Origin of the sequence: Novosphingopyxis baekryungensis DSM 16222, assembly GCF_000420305.1 — a bacterium.
Classification (GTDB): domain Bacteria; phylum Pseudomonadota; class Alphaproteobacteria; order Sphingomonadales; family Sphingomonadaceae; genus Novosphingopyxis; species Novosphingopyxis baekryungensis.
Window position 1 is genome coordinate 453110 of the sequence record NZ_ATUR01000004.1, and the last position, 17131, is coordinate 470240.

Annotated in this window: 18 protein-coding genes; 13 read left to right on the forward strand and 5 right to left on the reverse strand. The window is 59.7% G+C overall.

Features of this window, described 5'->3' with window-relative positions; genetic code table 11:
* The first annotated feature begins 135 nt into the window (after positions 1–135).
* From G410_RS16230 to G410_RS0109115, 5 genes are all read left to right on the forward strand, one after another.
* Positions 136–1026, forward strand: coding sequence for a 3'-5' exonuclease (locus tag G410_RS16230; protein WP_022673344.1), 891 nt, complete (start codon positions 136–138; stop codon positions 1024–1026).
* A 75-nt stretch (positions 1027–1101) separates the two neighbouring features.
* A complete protein-coding gene (locus G410_RS0109100; protein WP_022673345.1) occupies positions 1102–1950 on the forward strand; it encodes a 3'-5' exonuclease family protein in 849 nt (282 codons plus the stop codon).
* Positions 1951–2132: 182 nt separating this feature from the next.
* A complete protein-coding gene (locus G410_RS16235; protein ID WP_022673346.1) occupies positions 2133–2786 on the forward strand; it encodes a hypothetical protein in 654 nt (217 codons plus the stop codon).
* Positions 2783–3601, forward strand: coding sequence for a hypothetical protein (locus G410_RS0109110; protein WP_156851912.1), 819 nt, complete (start codon positions 2783–2785; stop codon positions 3599–3601). The genes G410_RS16235 and G410_RS0109110 overlap by 4 nt, the downstream gene beginning before the upstream one ends.
* A 426-nt stretch (positions 3602–4027) precedes the next feature.
* Positions 4028–4819 carry an alpha/beta fold hydrolase gene (locus G410_RS0109115; RefSeq protein ID WP_022673348.1) on the forward strand — a complete coding sequence of 264 codons (792 nt, stop codon included), beginning with the start codon at positions 4028–4030 and terminating at the stop codon, positions 4817–4819.
* Positions 4820–5449: 630 nt separating this feature from the next.
* On the opposite strand, the gene G410_RS17710 is transcribed toward G410_RS0109115, so the two are convergent.
* On the reverse strand, positions 5450–6034 hold the full coding sequence (locus tag G410_RS17710) for a toll/interleukin-1 receptor domain-containing protein (protein WP_084489077.1): 585 nt from the start codon (positions 6032–6034) through the stop codon (positions 5450–5452).
* 165 nt (positions 6035–6199) lie between these two features.
* Here G410_RS17710 and G410_RS0109130 point away from each other — a divergent pair, with 165 nt between their 5' ends.
* Together G410_RS0109130 and G410_RS0109135 are read left to right on the forward strand one after the other, a co-directional pair.
* Complete coding sequence (locus G410_RS0109130; protein WP_028971280.1) at positions 6200–6721, forward strand: TIR domain-containing protein; 522 nt, start codon at positions 6200–6202, stop codon at positions 6719–6721.
* A 58-nt stretch (positions 6722–6779) separates the two neighbouring features.
* Positions 6780–7541 carry a DUF1883 domain-containing protein gene (locus G410_RS0109135; protein WP_022673352.1) on the forward strand — a complete coding sequence of 254 codons (762 nt, stop codon included), beginning with the start codon at positions 6780–6782 and terminating at the stop codon, positions 7539–7541.
* A gap of 42 nt (positions 7542–7583) precedes the next feature.
* Here the strand turns inward: G410_RS0109135 and G410_RS0109140 are convergent, their stop codons facing one another.
* Both G410_RS0109140 and G410_RS0109145 read right to left on the reverse strand, forming a co-directional pair.
* Positions 7584–8201: an Nmad2 family putative nucleotide modification protein gene (locus G410_RS0109140; protein WP_022673353.1), complete on the reverse strand. Its 618-nt coding sequence runs from the start codon at positions 8199–8201 to the stop codon at positions 7584–7586.
* A gap of 1 nt (position 8202) precedes the next feature.
* On the reverse strand, positions 8203–8676 hold the full coding sequence (locus G410_RS0109145; protein ID WP_022673354.1) for a TIR domain-containing protein: 474 nt from the start codon (positions 8674–8676) through the stop codon (positions 8203–8205).
* A 172-nt stretch (positions 8677–8848) separates the two neighbouring features.
* Between G410_RS0109145 and G410_RS16245 the strand changes: the two genes are divergently transcribed.
* Both G410_RS16245 and G410_RS16250 read left to right on the forward strand, forming a co-directional pair.
* Positions 8849–9853, forward strand: coding sequence for a nucleotide kinase domain-containing protein (locus tag G410_RS16245; protein ID WP_051137261.1), 1005 nt, complete (start codon positions 8849–8851; stop codon positions 9851–9853).
* Positions 9854–9865: 12 nt separating this feature from the next.
* Positions 9866–11068, forward strand: a complete 1203-nt coding sequence (locus G410_RS16250; protein ID WP_022673356.1) for a nucleoside triphosphate pyrophosphohydrolase family protein — start codon at positions 9866–9868, stop codon at positions 11066–11068.
* A gap of 14 nt (positions 11069–11082) precedes the next feature.
* Here the strand turns inward: G410_RS16250 and G410_RS0109160 are convergent, their stop codons facing one another.
* Positions 11083–11910, reverse strand: a complete 828-nt coding sequence (locus tag G410_RS0109160; protein WP_022673357.1) for a hypothetical protein — start codon at positions 11908–11910, stop codon at positions 11083–11085.
* Positions 11910–13010: a TIR domain-containing protein gene (locus tag G410_RS0109165; protein WP_022673358.1), complete on the reverse strand. Its 1101-nt coding sequence runs from the start codon at positions 13008–13010 to the stop codon at positions 11910–11912. Before G410_RS0109165 ends, G410_RS0109160 begins: the two co-directional genes overlap by 1 nt.
* Positions 13011–13648: 638 nt before the next feature.
* Here G410_RS0109165 and G410_RS0109170 point away from each other — a divergent pair.
* The 4 genes from G410_RS0109170 to G410_RS0109185 form a co-directional block, all read left to right on the forward strand.
* Entirely contained in the window at positions 13649–14554 is a 906-nt protein-coding gene (locus tag G410_RS0109170; protein WP_022673359.1) for a hypothetical protein, read from the forward strand.
* A 114-nt stretch (positions 14555–14668) separates the two neighbouring features.
* Positions 14669–14851: a hypothetical protein gene (locus tag G410_RS0109175; protein WP_022673360.1), complete on the forward strand. Its 183-nt coding sequence runs from the start codon at positions 14669–14671 to the stop codon at positions 14849–14851.
* Between the two features lie 140 nt (positions 14852–14991).
* Positions 14992–15903 carry a hypothetical protein gene (locus G410_RS0109180; protein ID WP_022673361.1) on the forward strand — a complete coding sequence of 304 codons (912 nt, stop codon included), beginning with the start codon at positions 14992–14994 and terminating at the stop codon, positions 15901–15903.
* Positions 15904–16434: 531 nt separating this feature from the next.
* Positions 16435–17131: helix-turn-helix transcriptional regulator (locus G410_RS0109185; protein ID WP_028971282.1), on the forward strand; the 697-nt coding region annotated here is incomplete at its 3' end.

Consider the following 17131-nt stretch of genomic DNA (forward strand, 5'->3'; position numbering starts at 1 on the left):
CGCGCAGCGGCCGCTTCGTCAGTAGATTTTACTGGGTGAGAATTGCCGGAGGTGAACCGGCAGGTAGAGGGAAAAAAGAGCATGTAGCTCGGCTCCTGCCTCGCCGGTTCGACCACGAACCGAAAGGCAAATAGAATGAACGCAAATCATCTGAACGAGGCCAGCGAAAAGCTGGCCGAACAACTGGAGCGCGATAGCCACTATCGTGTCCTGCGGGCTGTGCCCGACCGCTACACAAACATGCCGGAAGACGGCACGCCTCCAGACGGCCGGTGCATCGCCATCGTCGACACCGAAACAACCGGTCTGGATCCCGACACCGACAGCATCATCGAGCTCGCGATCATGCTTCTGTTCGTGGACGACGACGGAAGGGTTCTGGCCCATCTCGGACCGATCAGCTGGCTGCAGGATCCCGGGGTCGTGCTCGATCACCGGATTAGCATGCTGACCGGATTGGAAGACGAAGATCTGAGCGGCCAGTCGATCAACGATGCGTTCGCTTCCAGAATGCTCGATCGGGCGGACCTGATCGTCGCTCAGAACGCAGCGTTCGACCTGGCGTTTATCGAGCGCCGCTATCCCGACCTTGCCGGCAAAGCCTGGGCCTGTTCCTGCAAAGAGATCGACTGGCTTGGATTGGGCTTCGGTGGCCGTGCACAGCAGCACCTGCTGGGACAGTCTGGATGGTTCAGCAACGCGCACCGGGCGGGTGATGATGTGTGGTCGCTCTTTTGCCTTCTGCAGCAGCGCCAGCAGGACCCGAACGGCGAACGCGTGCGGACCCAGCTGGCGCGGTTGATCGAGGCTTCCGATAGGCCCACGATTATGGCCGAGGCCCGCGGTGCTCCGTTCGACAAAAAGGGCCTGCTGAAGGCGCGCGGCTACAGCTGGAACGCTGCCAACAAATTTTGGCAGAAAGAGCTGCCGCAAGGCGACGTCGATCTCGAAGATGCCTGGGCTTATCGCAACGGCCTGCCGCCGCTGGCCAAGCGCAGCGTTACCGCCACCGAGCGCCATCGCTGATTGATTGCAACATCACCACCAACCCAGCACAGGGCCCGCCTCCGGCGGGCTTTGTGCTTTTTAAGGACAAGACACATGACCGATCCACTTAACGCGTTCGAGCAAATGCTCCTGGAATCAGCGCGTCAGTTCGAATGCCAAAGCAGCGAAAGGCCCGATCCTGCGACCACCTCTATCATCGTGCTCGATCTGGAGTTTTTGTATGACCGAGATTCCTATGCCGGATATGCGATCAGCGAAGGCACCACGGCTTGCAAAGATATCCGCTGGCCGTTCCACCGCGTTGCTGCGGCCTGCTGGCTGGCAGCCACATTTACAGCGGGCAGCGACGTTCCAGAAATCAGCGGACCAATAGTGCTGTCGCTGGATGCGATCGATGAGCGAACCTTGCTCCAAAAGCTGTTCGATACGCTGGATGCAAACTCTAGCGCTGTCTTGGTCACCTGGGGCGGCGAAGCGCGCGACCTGGCCGTGCTTCGGCACCGTGCGGAGATCCACGATCTCGTCCTGCCCTTGCAGCTGCGCAATGGCTCACCCCATGCGCCGCAACGTCTCGATCTTTGCCGGGCGACATGCGTGCAGGCTATTCCGGTGCACCTGGGTGAATATGCCGCGTCCAGTTCGATCCCGGCAAAGCCGATACCTGCCCGGCAAATCGGAGCTCTCGCCGAGAAGGGCGAATGGGGCAAGGTTCGCGAGCAGGTGTGCGCAGATGTCCTGACCACCAGCGTAATCGCGCTGCGCTATCTGTCAGTGAGGGATATCATCCGCTGCGACCGCGATAAGGCCCAGGCTGCCATCGCCGAAGCTGCGGCCAGCGGCATTCCGCACAGCAAGTTCGTCAATCGCGACTTCATACCGTGGGCAGCTGGTCAGGCCATCAAGGCGCAAACACGTTCTGCGGTCGAACAGCCAGTGCATTGATCGCGGTCCAAGCCATCCAGTCGATCAAAAAGGAAGGATTGCCCATGTAGCTCATTGCACCACGCCGGTGTGCGCCCGGCCATACGTAACGCGCAAAACCCAGCTCACCATATCGAGCACTTCCCAAGCCGCCCGTCCCCATGACGGATGCGGCTTTTTTCATGTCCAAAAGGAATATCAGAATGCCCAAAAAGAAAACCCACCGGGCGCTGGCCGTCAGCGCAGCACCGGTCACCTATCCAATCGCAAACACTATAGTTGCCGCGACGCAGCTGTTTCAGGTCCCTGAGCGTCATCCCGATGAAAACGGCCCGTGGAACGACGAAGCCGACAAGATCGGTTGGATCGATGAACGCACCGGCAGGCAATGCATCATTCTGCGGCAAACCGATGGCACGCTTTCTGGTTACGTGGCTGTCGGACCGGATCACCCTCTGTTCGGCTATAGCGAGGATGCCATTCCAGGCTGCCTGGAGATATTGGTCCACGGCGGACTGACCTATGCCCAACCATGTGAGGAGAACCGGCCGGAAGCGATCTCGGTATGCCATGTGTCGGATGCTCGTCATCGCAGGACGCAGGACGTCTTTGATCAAGGGGATGACCTGTGGTGGTTCGGGTTCGATACCAACCATAAATATGACTATGTGCCTCAGCCGCGTCATAGTAGCCCGCGGCAAAGAAGCGACGGCAAGGCGTATCGGGATCAGTCCTACGTCTACCGCGAATGCATCAAGCTGGCCGCACAACTGCAGCGGATCGAGACCGGCATCAATGTGCCTATCCCGTCCGAGTTGCAGCAAACCATCCCTCCGATCGGAGGAACCGAACAATGAGCCAGATAACAGAACCACAGGATTATGCATCTCGCCGCAATCCCAAGCTGCCATGGGGGCATTGGCTTATGGTCGACGATCATGGTTCCGATCGGATCATAGACGAAGAGGGCCGGCATTGGTCCTCTGTCCGCGACTGCCTCTGGCGGTCGCGGTTGGGCATGCCAAAATTGGACCGCGATGTGCAGGATGAGGGGTTGGAGTTCCTGCTGACTGTGCTGGCGGTTATCGATCGCCGCCTTCTAGGCATCGAAGAGTTCACCCATGCTTTGTTCAACGATAGCATGGCTGTGGCTGCACATTACGCCCAATGGCTGATCGGTCAGGGCTTGGTAGAGCACAACAGCTGTGGACGACCCGACGGCCCGCTCACGTGCGAGGGCAAGGCAGTGCTGGTCATGCTGGCATCTACCAGATCGCCAGAACATGCCCCGATCCCAATCGGGCTGAACTGGATTAATAGTCGGCGAGGCCTGGATCGCGGGAAGCCGCATAAGGGCCTCACGGAACTGCTGGCAAAGCAGGAAGCGCTAGCTGATCAGCTCCAATACCGGTTTGTGCGCAGGGACATCTTCGACACACCGGGCATCGCTCTGGTGGGCGAGGGGCTGGGACCGACAATCCCGCTGCGCAGGACGATCTGGTCGCTCAGTTTTCCTGACAACCATGCGCGTGACCGGTTTTACCTTTGGCTCCACGAGCGGCTCGACCGCTGGTTGGACTGGGGAGAGATGGCGCAGGCTAAAGGCGGGCGGGTGCTTAGCGAGCATCTGCTGCAGCTGGCATTTGTCGATCGGCCGATTGAGATCGCATAAGAGGTGAGGGCGGTTGCTATGGCAGTCGCCCTCGTCTCGCTGTTGAATAGAGCTGGCTGTATTAACTCCTACTGCACCCGTTCGGCTCTTCGGAGACGATGGTTGACGCGGACATGAACTCAGTTGGGGCAGGCCGCTGACCTACCGGCCTGTTTATAGCTACACCTGACTTCATCGGATATTAAACGCTACCGCTCGATACCTGGACGATATTAAGCAGGACGCCGATCGTGAGGCCGCGCTGGGAAACCTGGCGTGATAAATATCAGCTTTTGGGGCAGCGAACCAACAAGCCGAACGGCTGCGATTGGGGCGCTTTGCAGACCGGCAGCAAATGGGCCGATAGCTGACCGTCCGCTGTTGGCCTCACATTCGGCGATATAGACATTTACGGGCCCATACGTCGATGCGAGACGTTGCCGTTACATGACCATGCACTACACGCGCTCGGGGCGCGGAAAACCCCTCCTCCTTGTCCACGGACTGGGGGCGACCTGCAGCTCGTGGGACACAATCTCGCCTGCGCTCTCTGAAGTCAGGGAGGTAATTGCAGTGGACCTGCCCGGGCATGGGCAGACACCCGAAGAGGCCGACAGCGGCACGTTTGACGGGCTGGCGCGCAGTCTGGCCGAATGGCTCGGCGCGGAAAACCTCATCGGGGTCGATATGGTGGGTAGTTCGTTGGGCGCTCGCCTAGTGCTCGAGATGGCGCGGCGCGGCCACGCGGGCGCAGCTGTCGCACTGGATCCGGGCGGCTTCTGGCATGGGTGGGAGCGCACCTTCTTCAAAGCCACCATAACGCCTTCGGTTGCTCTGGTTCGCGCGCTGCGACCGGCGCTTTCTGCCATCACCGGAAATGCCGCAGGTCGAACCGCGCTTATGGCTCAGCTCTCTGCAAGGCCGTGGGCGCTCGACCCGGCATTCGTCGCGCGTGAACTGAAGTCCTTGGCCGATACGCGCACCGTCAATGCGCTCGTGAAGGATCTCGCCAACGGTGCTATGCAGCAGGGGCCTGCGGCAACGGCGGCGCCCGTTGTCATCGGCTGGGGACGCAAGGATCGGCTGTGTCTTCCACAGCAGGCGGATCGCGCGATTCAGGCCTTCCCCGAAGCGACGCTGCACTGGTTCGAGCGTAGCGGCCACTTCCCGATGTGGGATCAGCCAGAAGAGACCGTCCGCGTAATTATGGATGCAACAAACGGCTCGGGATTGAGATGATTTCGCAACTGGCGGCTTAGCGAATCGCGGGCCTACGTGGTGCCTAATCCCTTGTTCGGTCCTCTGTTGGGCCGCTTGCTGACATTCCGGTATTGGCAAACAATTAACCTAACTGGACCAAGGTACCCTCGCTCACCGCAACCATGAAACCGTGCTTCGCCCGATGAACTGCGCGACGAAGTCCGCTGCGTGCGAGAGTGTTGGCTAACTATCACGCTTGTGAAGGCACCGCCCCCGGCCACTGCCATCGGCGACAGCAACTGATCCTTGGAGGTACGGCCAGGTAAAGGCACCCAAAGCCTCGTAGCCGGCCATGCGCTTGCCGGCCGTAGTTCCGATGCGCTCAGGCGCCAGTCCCAGGTTGCAGAAGCCCGAAACCACCTGGGTCACGGGCTCATAAGCCGCTTCCAGCGTCATGGCCATAGCCGGGACCCTGGTCGGTGGGCTGGTCGCGAATGGCAATCATGGCTGTACCTCATTAGGATGGCGCCTAAAATTCAACGTTTAGGGTGCGGGTGCTCAGAACAGCTGAGGTAGACCTCACGACCAAATCGCGGATAAATCGATCTCCAACCTCGCCGAGCCTCGTGATCGCCGGGTGAAGCCGGCGGACCGAGTGGAACTAATCGTTCAGTGCCGACTGCGAATTGATTCCGTCCCGCGGACCCATTCGAGTAATGGAGCGTAGCGCCTCGTCGATCGGTTGATCCAAAGCGTTCGACGCGATGTTCCTTGCAGCACTGCGCGGTCGACGTAAGGATAGAGCGACAGATACTCTTCGCCCACGAAGGTGTTCTCCCTCGCCTGAGTGACCGGTATTACGCCGACCCGTCCGCAATGGGCATCCGCGAATCCCAGTTCCCATGGCATCCACCGCGAGCGACTGGAATGACGGCTGTGGACGTAGAGAAGCGATGCGGAGCTGCGGAGCCGATGGCGCAGGGTCCGCGCCGTCGCAAGATCGACATCGTCCGGATCAAGGTGTGGATCGGAGTAGCTGTCGACATAGACGTTGAGACCGGCATCCCTGAGTGTCCTGTAAACGCCCAGGAGGATATCTTCGGGCTCACTGGACGAATGACTGAGGAAGACATCGAACCTTTCGTCTTCCGCCGCAGAAGCCTCTTCGACGAGGACGGTCGCGGCGCTCTTGCGGAGCACACCGCCGCTGAAGTCGGCTCGTCCCAGGATTTCGCTCTCGGTCAGTAATGCCATCGTTGAATTCCAGTTTTCCCATCATAGAAATGTTAACCGCACAGAGCCGGGCAAGCGATCTTCTTTTCCATTCATTCGCATGGATGTATGCATTAGTAGGCTTAACTGGCAATCGAGAGACCGCGATACTACATCGCCGAGATCACACACGAAGAGGCTCAGGCGATGGCCACAGGATATGGTATCGGAATGGGCATCCGCCGAGAGGTTTTCGTGAGCTATCACCATCTTGGCGATCAGGCCTACTATGATCGGTTTTCCCGCTCCTTCCATCACCAGCTGAAGGTGATCACGGACAACTCGCTGGATCGGCGGATCGACAGTACCAATCCGGACTACGTGATGAGGCGGATAAGGGAATTCCATCTGCATGGCAGTTCCTGCATGATCGTGCTCTGCGGTGCGGCGAGCTGGAGCCGCAAGTTTATAGACTGGGAGATCAAGGCCTCGCTTGATCAGAAGATGGGCGTGGTCGGAATCAAGCTGCCCACCCTGCCGGTCATCGGTGACGCATCTCACAAACCCGCTCGCCTGCAGGACAACATCGACAGCGGCTATGCCCTCTGGACGACCTTCGAAACCATCATCGGAATCCACGGTGCGCTCATGGGCGCGATTGAGGAGGCCATCGCAATCCCCAAGAGCAGAATCGCCAACGATCGACCGATGATGGGGCGCAATCTGTGATGGCGACGACAGGGCGCGGGGGCCCAACATGCATGGACACGGGCCAGGAGAGCGAGAGATGAATTTCCTTCAATACGATCTGGGGCACCGCTCGGCTGGAGAAGTCGTCGAGGTGACACTGACCCGGGGTGCGAATGTCAGGCTCATGACCAGTTCTGAGTTCTCGAACTACAAGAACGGAAGGCGGCATCGGTTTATCGGCGGCCTCGCGAAGCGTTCGCCGATCAACCTGCAGATCCCGAGTTCGGGTCGATGGATTGTGGCCGTGGACATGCAGGGACTGCAGGGCAGTACGAATGCGTCCGTCCGCGTTAGGCCGGGCGCCCTTCCGGAAATCCGCGAAGCTCCTTTGTCCTCCGTCCCAGGACTGGTCCATGAGCCCGCGCCATCGGTCGAGAAGTCCGGCGAGACCTACGACGTCTTCATCTCGCACGCCAGCGAGGACAAGGAATCCATCGTGCGGTCACTGGCCGATGAACTCGTCGCGCGCGGCCTGAAGGTCTGGTACGACGAATTCACGCTGCGTATCGGCGACAGCCTGAGGCAGAAGATCGACGCCGGTCTCGCACGCAGCAGGGTCGGGTTGGTGGTCCTCTCGCCGGCGTTCGTCGACAAGGGCTGGACCAACTACGAACTCGACGGGATCGTGACGCGGACAATGTCCGGCGAACAGATACTTCTCCCCATCTGGCACAACATCACGAAGCAGGAGGTGATCGACTTCAGTCCGTCGCTGGCGGACAAGGTCGCCCGCAGTACCGGAGTGCACACGGTGGGTGAGATCGCTGACGAGATTGCGGAGCTCCTCCAGGACAAATGACGCCCGGAGCGCTTAAGCGCGGGTGAAACTGCATGGCGCCGATCAAGCCTTGAGCTGATCTAGCCGCGTCCAGTCCGCCGGAGTTCCCCTGAGGCCGCTGCCCAACCCCATTCCCCATTCGATCACCGCTTCCGCCAGCCCCGCCTCAAAATGTCTGCGATACCCTCTCTTGCCGCATACATCGTCCCCTTTCCAATCGCGGAACTCGGCCGGAACGAGAGGGCCGTCTCCACCAAAGTAGACGAATTCCCTACCGATCAGCACCTTCCTCGAATGGGTATCATGCTCCCGGTTGTAGGGGTTCGGACTGCCATCGGGAAAGGTGTGAAGCGAATTCGCCTGCTGCCAGCTTCCTTCGGCATCACGGTGATAGATGTTGTCGCCGAACCCATGCGCGATACCTCTGTGGAGGGTCGGCCGCTTCTTCTTGAAGCGTTCGTCAGCCCAGTAATCGTCGTACTCGATGATCTCGTCTATCCGCATCATGTAGACGAACCTGCCGGATCTCTCCCTTTTGGCGCATCCCGTTCCCATGACGTGATCACCCAAGGAGGCCCGTTCGCGAATCTGCGGCTTGCAGGTGGCCAAGGTGCATGCCCCGAAGAACGGATTGGGCGCAAAGCCGAAGTCGTGATCGATCACGTAGCTGTAGAGGGCCACCTTAGCACCTGTACCGCGGGATCGACCGCGGGGTCATCGGGTCGCCCTGAGGGTCCCGCCAGCCGTCCATCCGATCGAAGATCGCATCGACGATCTGGTCTCCATCCCACGGCACCATATGGTCGGCCACCTGCTCCAGCGCTTCGGGCAGTTCGCACCCGGTGTGCTGATCATCCCAGACGCCCACGATGTTCTTGCCCTGCTCGTGTGCGTAGGTGATCTCCTTATTGACCCAGTCGCTATCCTTAGTGTCGGGCGTGACAAGGACCACCAAGCTGCCGGCCCAATCAATGGCCGGCTTCAGGATACCGTTCATGATGTAATCCGGGTCCTTCGCCCTGTTCGGCTTCTCCGATGTGATGGAGCTGTCGCGCGCCTCGCAACCCTTGGACTTCAGCAGGTCCTTCAGCGGCTGCAGCCGATGATCATCCTCGTGAATGTGGCTGATGAAGACGTTGCAGACCCTGTCCGACATAATGCATCCCGAGGATTCACATAATGTTCCCTCGGTTAGCGCAATTTGCCACATTACGCCACCTCGAACCACACTCTTCCAGAAATCCGAGTAAGCCACCGGCCGAAAGGTGGCGCTGACCGCTGAAAGCGGTATGGAGACCGACCGAACCCGTTCTCGAGTGGAGTTGTCAATGGCCATGAAGCCGACGGAGGTCTTCGATACCTACTGGTGGTTCGCCGCGGAGCGACAGGCACTTTACCTGAGGCGGCTCACCGGGAGGGCAGGGCCTTGGACGACTGATCCGGTCCTTCTGACCTACAGGTTCACCAATGCCTACCGGGCCAGCGACCGGGTGAGCCAGTTCCTCATCAACGAGGTCCAGTATTCGGAACACCGTTCCCAGGCGCCCGCTGAACTCTTCTACAGGACCATCCTGTTCAAGATCTTCAACAGGATCGACACCTGGTCTCTCCTCGAGCGGAAATTGGGCCCGCTTTCATGGCAAGCCACCCCGCCAGCGATGATTGCGAAGGTGATGGACGAGGCGTTCGGAGCGGGTCACCGGCTCTATTCGGCGGCCTACATCATGCCTTCACCGCCGTTCGGCTACAAGCGCAAGCACGAGAACCACCTGGCGTTGATCGGACGCATGATGGATGACGGGCTACCGGGTCGGATCGTGTCGGCGCGCTCACTCGGGGAGGTGTTCGAATTGCTCCTCTCCTATCCAGGTATCGGCCGGTTCCTCGCGTTCCAGTACGCCATCGATCTCAACTATTCAGCGCTGCTCGACTTTAGCGAAGGAGAGTTCGTCGTCGCCGGACCCGGGGCGATCGACGGCATCTCGAAATGCTTCTCCGACCTAGGCGGGGCCGGTCCCGAAGAGGTGATATTCTGGGTCATGGAGAACCAGGATCGCGAATTCTCTCGGCGGGGGATCGAGTTCCCGGGACTTTTCGGGCGGCCGCTCATGCCGATAGACTGCCAGAACCTCTTCTGCGAGATATCCAAGTACGCGCGGGTCGCCCACCCGGACATCAAGGGGGTGAGCGGCCGCACCAGGATCAAGCAGAGTTACAGGGAGAGTCTCAATCCGATGCCCAGACCGCGGTTTCCCTCCCGCTGGGGCCTGAGCGTCCCCGAAGATCTCACGACGCCCCGCGACCTGGTCGCGATGATGGAGGACGCATGCTGAGCGAGACGATCCATGCCTGAACTTGATAAGATCCGATCAGATTTCGAGAGTGGGGCAAGCGGGCCGCTCGCTCTCAACGAGTACCAGGAATTCGCAAGGCGAACATATAAGGGGGATCTCGACGGAGAGGAACTGTTCCGGTTCCTCCTCCTCGGCCTGCATGGCGAGGTCGGGAGCCTTCTCAGCGAACTGAAGAAGAAGCAGCGCGACCGAAGTGCCTACGTGGCCTATTCGCGGTCGGCAGTCGAAGAGACGGGCGACGTGCTGTGGTACCTCGCCAACGTCGCGCTGGTCGCCGGAATCCCCTTGTCCGCGCTCGCCGGGACCAACAAGCTCGACACCGGCTCAGGCGCGGCGGCGACATTCGCCGACCTCGAACCGCAGGCAGCGCTGTTCGAGGAACCCGCGTCGAATGCCGCGGTACAGGAGGCGCTGCTGGCCCTGGCGGCGCGCACCGGAGACATCGTGTCACGTTTCGGAGAAGGACCCGCGGGAAGCGAGCTCCACGCCGGACTGGCGTTGGTCTTCGCCGCCATGGTGAATGCCGCGAAACAGGCGCATGTAAGCATCGAGGGGGCCGCGACCGCAAACCTGTCGAAACTGCTCGGTCGCTGGCCGATCACGCGTGATCACGGGAAGCTCTACGACGAGGATTTCCATCCCGACGAGCAGATCCCCCGACGTTTCGCGGTGGCATTCCGGGAGAGGCAGGTAGGCAGCACCACCTACGCTTTCCAGTCCCTCAACGGCGTCAACCTAGGTGACCGGTTGACCGACAACAGCGCGGGGGGCGACGACTACCGCTTCCACGACATCTTCCATCTCGCATTCGCGGGCATCCTCGGCTGGTCGCCCGTCCTTCGCTCGCTCCTCAAAATCAAGCGCAAGAGCGACGGTCGGATCGACGAGATCGAGGACGGCGCAAGGGCTCAGATCACGGAAGAGGGCATCTCCAACTGGATATTCGCGCATGGCCTGCGCCATGGTGCATTCGAAAATGTTGACAGTCTGGACTTCGCGCTTCTCAAGACCGTGCAGGAGATGGTGCGCGAATACGAAGTGAATGACCGACCCCTCTGGATGTGGGAGGAGGCCATCCTCGCAGGGTTCTCGGTGTTCCGCGATCTCAAGCGAAACCGCGGTGGCACGGTCGAAGTCGACCTTCACAAACGCAGCATCGAATATTCGGAGGCGGACGCGTCAGGCGGCGGATGAGCGCAGAAACCCGCTCATAGAGCTACCGGGCCACGGCACAGACGCAGAAGTCCGCGAAGGACGAGAGCAACCGCTTCATCGATGTGAGGAGTGACCGCAAGCGTACGGTTCTCCTCCGGGTTCAATCCGTTCGACAGGTCAGGCGTCAAAACATTCGCGAAGATGTCGCGCTGGCCCCATTCGCGCGCCGTGACACCCGGGACCTCGGCGAGGCCCAAGGCCGAGGCGATATCCGCCGCGCAGCCTCCGAAGCCGCCCAGAATGTAGAGCGGCCGGCGCTCCTCCAGGGCCACCTGCGCCTCTTCGGCGATCCCCGGCATCGCACCGAGAAATCCATCCACTTTCCCGCCTGCGATGATGCGGGCGGAAGTGTCGCGACTCATACGGCGCCGCATCATCGTCAATCCTTCGATCCACTCGCCGGGCTCTGCCGCACGGGTCTGGAGGTCGCGGCGCTGATCCCTCGCCAGCGGTGTCCCGTCCTGAGCGAGGAAAAGCAATTCGGCCATGCCCTCCAATTCCTGAGAATATCGCTCGAGATCGTGGAACGGTTTCGAGATGTGCACGGGCCATGCGAGGTAGCTCAGGACAGCCGCACGCTGGTCGCCCTCGTCAGCATCGCGGCGATGCCGAGCAACGAGCTCGAACAGGATCTCCGTGAACCCGCCCGCCCGCAGATCTCCACCATAGGCGACCCGTGCGCCCAAGGCGAGGAGATGGCGCGCCATCTCCGCGGTGGCATCCCGCAGATGGGCCTCTCCCATGCCGAGCGCACCGAGGTCAGGGCTCTCGGAAACGGAGATCGCGACCGCCTGGTCGGAGAGAGCTTCACTATATGCCATCACGCCTTCTCCGCCAGCCACTCGGTGAAGCTCCTCAGCTCCACCTGTGGTGCAACCGCTTCGAAGAGCCTCTGCTCCTCTCGACTGAGCGGAGGATCAGGGTACACCATCATCGGGTCCCCTGCCATCCCGGACTTCGGAAGCGCGGCCAGGGAGATGAGTTCGGGCGGCCGCGGGATGAACGTGACCCCGGGGTCGCTCACACCGGTCACCTCGATCCGGCACTTCCACAGGAAGTCCCGCAGCACCTCGTCGAGGATCCGCCCGATGACATCGTCCAGGCGGTCCATGCCCACCGGATCCATGCGGACGATCGGGACATTCCCGAGATACGGAAATCCCCGCTCGTCACGGTCCCCGATGCAGTTCGCCACGATGAGCGGCACATTGTGGCGCTTCGCCTCTATGATCTCGCGACGGCACCACTCCCGCGATGAGAAGCTGTCCGTATGAATGGCGACGACCGCGCTCTGTCGCACCCTGTTTAGGAGCACCCTGTCGAAGGGAACGCCGGCGGGGATGTCATTGACATCGAAGAACGACGAAAGACCCTTCCCATCGTGGAGGTGGCCCCGGAGCGCCTTGGCGATCGCTTCACCATTACCGGCGTGCTTGGAGTGGCTGAGGAAGATCGTCACCTTTTCGAGGTAGGCGTTGAGCGCCTCCTCGCTGTCGTCACCGTGCTCCAGCCGTACTAGGTAGTGGCGAAGCATCCGACACAGCTCGAGCGTGAGCTCGGCAATGAGTCTAGATGTCCTGGCCTCGGCCGAACCCGTGAACTTGTCGCAGCGGATGGCCTGCTCACTCGTCAGCGCCGTCGCCTGATGCTCGAAGGCAACGGGTAGCACCCGCATACGCAGACCCCGCGCTTCGGCTTCTCTGGACAGGCCCTCGACATAGCCACGCCATTCCGGATCGCCGACCATGTGCTCGTCACCGAGAACGATCACCGCAGTCGTCTCCGCGCTTTCGGGATCGATGGGCAGTGGGGACGGCTCGCCCGGTGCGGCCTCAGAGCGGAAGAGAACGCTCAGCCCCGTTCCTCCGGCAACGCTGTCGAACAATTCCCTTCTGAAGTGCGACATCAGCGTCTTAGCCATCGCATCTCCGGCAGTAAACGAAGGGTGCCAAGCCACGTAGAGTGCGAGCAGCGGTCGTGTGGGAACTGTCATCGCAAAGTGACTAGCTCGGATCGACAAAGTCATCAATCACGAGATTGGGCCGGTTACGAACCGCGCTTCGATGCCGGAACCGCATCTCAAGAAAAATCTTCAAATGTTATGAGAAATTTTCAGGCTCGTCCGCGAGGGGAAACGAGCCAGCCCGGCTGCTACCGACCCAGTGCGCCGAAAAGCTGGTGTTGAGAAATTCGCGCCGCTGTCCTGACAGCTTGCAGCATGATGAGACCGAAACTGGATCCAGCTCAGCGCGGCCGATTGATGAAGCAGCGGGGACGGCGGGAAAGTCCATATCTTGAACACTCGACCGAGGCCTGAACGAATGGCGGCTTTTCGGCAAACGCTGTGCCGTCCCGAATGGCCGAAATTAGGGCGCCTTGCAGACAAGCAGGAACTGGGCCGACAGGAGACTGTCCGCTTCCAGCTTCGGAACCGGCGGAAGCAGACGTTCGCAATTGAGACAGATGGTTGTCATTGGTCGTAAATTAGAGCCTGTCCTTAAATCTTAGCAATTCATGCATAGATCCGGGCCCAAGCATACGATCAAAGGCAGAGTCATCATGAGCCACATCGCAGCCATTGCCGCCGCCGCATTTTGCACACTCGCGCTGGGGGGTTGTCAGCCAACCGATCAGTCCGATTCGGAGGGCGCGACCGCTGCATCCGCGACAACGGCTTCCGACGCTCAGAACAACGCTACCGGCGGCACCCCCACTGAGGCCGACGCTTCCTTGAAGCGCAATGCCTCCAGCACCGCCGCGCCAGGCACGATCCCGCTCACACCGGGCGTCTACGTAGTCGATGGGACAAGCTGCGAGAACCCTGCCAACGCTGCCTGGCGGGTCTGGGACGGCCAAGGCTTGTCGGGTTCGAGCACACGTGCCTGCCGCGCCGAGGTGCTCTCACGTTCGGGTAACACTTACCGCCTGCGCAATTCATGCCAAAACACCTACGATAGCTCGCGCACCGACGAGACGCTGGCGATCACCATTACCGACCAGGTGCACTTCACAACCGAAGGCGTTGAATTTGCCTCCTGCTCGACCGCGCAGGTGCCCGCCGCGCTGCGCAGACGGTTGACTGGTGAAGGCGAAAGCGCCGCATCCACCGGACAGACACAGTCGAGGGTCACGGCGGACACGCCGATCAATTCGGAGAACTACGCGCAGGTGATGGAGGCGCGCTCGCGCGAATACGACCGGCTTGAATACAAGCCGGTCACGCTCAACGGCTTTGAGTGCGGCGACAATTGCTATCTCGAACTGACCGAAGGCATAGAGGGCGCGGCGCCGCGCACGGTGCTGTGCACCGCGCGGCAATGCGCCGACTGGCAGGCCGTCGGACGCCTGCCGACCGGCCTGCGCAATACCGGCGCAAGAGTGAAGTTCGGCCGCGCGAACCAAGTTGACGGATCGGGCACGGTGATGGCGCGGGGCGTCGAAGCCGTAGTCGACCTGAAACTCTGACTGCTAATTTAAACCTTCATAACCGACGACGTTGATCGACGATCCAAATCGCACAACCGGTCTGTAATCGCGACGAAATTTGAAGGTTTTGGACAGAAATGCTAAATCGTTGATATGGTTGATGAAAACGAACTTAAGAAACCCGGAGCCAATGCCGCGCTGGTCGTCATCGGTCTGACGATGGCGGCCTTAGCAAACACCCTAGATCTGCCCGCACCGGGTCAACTCGTTCTAGGGATTGGGGCGGTCGGAATACTTTTGTGGACATTTGTTCGGTTGGCTCGAGAGCAGAATTGAGCCGAATTCGAAGAGGCAATTGAATCCTGCTTTCTTAACTCCACGATTGTCGGTTTGTCGCTGGCGTGCTCAGCCTAAACAACGGCCTGCGCGGCTCGCCCGCTGCGGCAGTCGGAACTACACTCTAGAGAGAAAGAAAGATGAAAATCCACAATAAACAGTTGATGCCGACTCTTGCTCTCGCTTTTGCTCTCGCCGCGTGTTCGTCCGCGGAGAACGAAGCAGAAGAACTTGCAGAAACAGCGGACAAAGCTGTCGCCCAAGCGGAAACCGGCGAGATGTTCGCGGACGCGGGGGATTTCTCCGCTTCAGACGATACGAGCGCCGATCGTGATATCGACATGCTTGCGAGTCGAAGTGGCCAGAGCAATTCCGGCGGTTCCACCGGTGCGCGCGATTTGGCGCGCATTCCGGCCGCGTTCCGCGGCACTTGGGCGATCACCGCCGGCGACTGCGCGGCGCGCAATCACAGCCGCTTCACTGTTGCCGGCACCGGGGTGTATTTCTTCGAGGGCGGCGGCAAAGCGCGTGAAATCCGTCGCAATGGAAGTGCGCTGGCCCTTACATATCTCGAAACTAACGAATCGCTCGGCCCAGAGCCCAAGGCGGTCTATTTTGCCAGCCTCGACGAAGGTGGCGCGATGCGGGTGAAAATGGGCGACGGGCAAAGCGTTCGCTACACGCGTTGCACCAATACATCGGTCGGAAGCTCCGATGACAATCGAGCCGAAACCGGCGCGATCAGAACGGTGCCAGTGCGCTTCCAAGGTCTTTACGCCCTCGATGAAAGGGCTTGCGCCGAAGACTACAACTACGCGCCAGCCTTCCAGAACGTGACCGTCCAGTCCGATCGGGTTTCGTTTTTCGAGACCGGGGGGCCTGTCACCGATGTGAACGTGAATGGAGATAATGTTGCGATCACTCTACGTGAACGCGTGGGGGATTCTGTGAGCACCCGTGCCATCTTCCTGCGCCTGAATGGCGACGGCACCGCCCGCTACCGCGCCGGATCGGACGAACCGGTGGAAAGCTACGTGCGCTGCGGCGGGTGACGAGACGACAAGATCGTTCGCGCTTCTTATGTAATCGATAATTATTCTGAGAAATAGCTTCTTACACTTCGGAGATAACCGTTGTCAGATGCCGCTCTTGAAAATGTGCCACCTTTCGATAGTGCTGAGTGTCTGCTGTCACCAAATTCGATGGGTCGTGGCGCCGGATATCGGGGTGCGCGCCTCGTCCAGTGCTTCTATTTCAGAGAAGAGCTTTAAGCGCGACATAAAATCATAGGCGATAATCTTCTAAGAACTGACCATCGTCTATCCAAATATCTCAGCACTACCAAAAACGCCACGTTCTCTAGATGGGGGATATCCCTACTTAATTCGCAAAAGCGGACAGCCGGCAACCAAACCGCATTTCGGATATTCGGAACCTTTCCCAATGCCACGGAAGCGGAAACCACGGTGGTCTAGGGACTATGTCCGCTTTCGGGCGCCGAAAATGGTTGAACCTATGACTGACATTGGGGCGCGAAGCTGCCGTTAACGCGATGAGAAGATCACACATATATCACCGCTCCTATGATAACCGAAACGTCCTTCGTGCTTGGTAACTGGTCGGTTTATGACGGCAGACTAGACCTAGCTTCCACTGGCCGCGTCTCTCTGGTTGAAGCGTTCGCAAACGTGGTGCGTTGTCGGCTTGAGATCGAACCGCATGAACTATCATTGATATTCGCCGCGCCGTCCGACGACGCAGAGAATGATTGTCTGAAAGATTTGGTAGCGCTTCAGAGCCAGTATTTCATCGACGATTTTCTGTCGGGGATGATGACATCATTTACACGTCCCTTTGGCGGCGGAGAAGTTGTTCCCATGCCGGCACGCATGTGGGAGCTGGACAATTGCCTGCCGCGCTTCGCAACCGGAGCATTGAACCTCGAACACTGGGCTGACAGCGATGCTGATCCGACACACCATATCTTCGTCGACAAGCAACATTTCGAGGAGCTGTTGATGAGCTTACCAACCGACGACACATTGTCCGATTATCAGCTGCGATGCATTTTCGATCCTCGCCATGTTCTTATGCAGCGTAAGCAACACAAGCAAAATGAGCAGTTCGTTGGGGCACCGTCTCCAATTGCAGACGGCTCAGGCGTACTGCCGATCCGGTCCAACCTTCAAGATCGTCTGATCGGATTGGAAAAGGTCAAAGAGCTTTCCGGATTCGGTCGATCCAAAATCTACGCGATGATGTCGGACGGCCATTTCCCAA

Coding starts and splice junctions, on each gene's coding strand:
- G410_RS16230 (WP_022673344.1), top strand. CDS start 136: ATGAACGCAAATCATCTGAACGAGGCCAGCGAAAAGCTGGCCGAACAA.
- G410_RS0109100 (WP_022673345.1), top strand. CDS start 1,102: ATGACCGATCCACTTAACGCGTTCGAGCAAATGCTCCTGGAATCAGCG.
- G410_RS16235 (WP_022673346.1), top strand. CDS start 2,133: ATGCCCAAAAAGAAAACCCACCGGGCGCTGGCCGTCAGCGCAGCACCG.
- G410_RS0109110 (WP_156851912.1), top strand. CDS start 2,783: ATGAGCCAGATAACAGAACCACAGGATTATGCATCTCGCCGCAATCCC.
- G410_RS0109115 (WP_022673348.1), top strand. CDS start 4,028: ATGACCATGCACTACACGCGCTCGGGGCGCGGAAAACCCCTCCTCCTT.
- G410_RS17710 (WP_084489077.1), bottom strand. CDS start 6,034: ATGGCATTACTGACCGAGAGCGAAATCCTGGGACGAGCCGACTTCAGC.
- G410_RS0109130 (WP_028971280.1), top strand. CDS start 6,200: ATGGCCACAGGATATGGTATCGGAATGGGCATCCGCCGAGAGGTTTTC.
- G410_RS0109135 (WP_022673352.1), top strand. CDS start 6,780: ATGAATTTCCTTCAATACGATCTGGGGCACCGCTCGGCTGGAGAAGTC.
- G410_RS0109145 (WP_022673354.1), bottom strand. CDS start 8,676: ATGTCGGACAGGGTCTGCAACGTCTTCATCAGCCACATTCACGAGGAT.
- G410_RS16245 (WP_051137261.1), top strand. CDS start 8,849: ATGGCCATGAAGCCGACGGAGGTCTTCGATACCTACTGGTGGTTCGCC.
- G410_RS16250 (WP_022673356.1), top strand. CDS start 9,866: ATGCCTGAACTTGATAAGATCCGATCAGATTTCGAGAGTGGGGCAAGC.
- G410_RS0109160 (WP_022673357.1), bottom strand. CDS start 11,910: ATGGCATATAGTGAAGCTCTCTCCGACCAGGCGGTCGCGATCTCCGTT.
- G410_RS0109165 (WP_022673358.1), bottom strand. CDS start 13,010: ATGGCTAAGACGCTGATGTCGCACTTCAGAAGGGAATTGTTCGACAGC.
- G410_RS0109170 (WP_022673359.1), top strand. CDS start 13,649: ATGAGCCACATCGCAGCCATTGCCGCCGCCGCATTTTGCACACTCGCG.
- G410_RS0109175 (WP_022673360.1), top strand. CDS start 14,669: ATGGTTGATGAAAACGAACTTAAGAAACCCGGAGCCAATGCCGCGCTG.
- G410_RS0109180 (WP_022673361.1), top strand. CDS start 14,992: ATGAAAATCCACAATAAACAGTTGATGCCGACTCTTGCTCTCGCTTTT.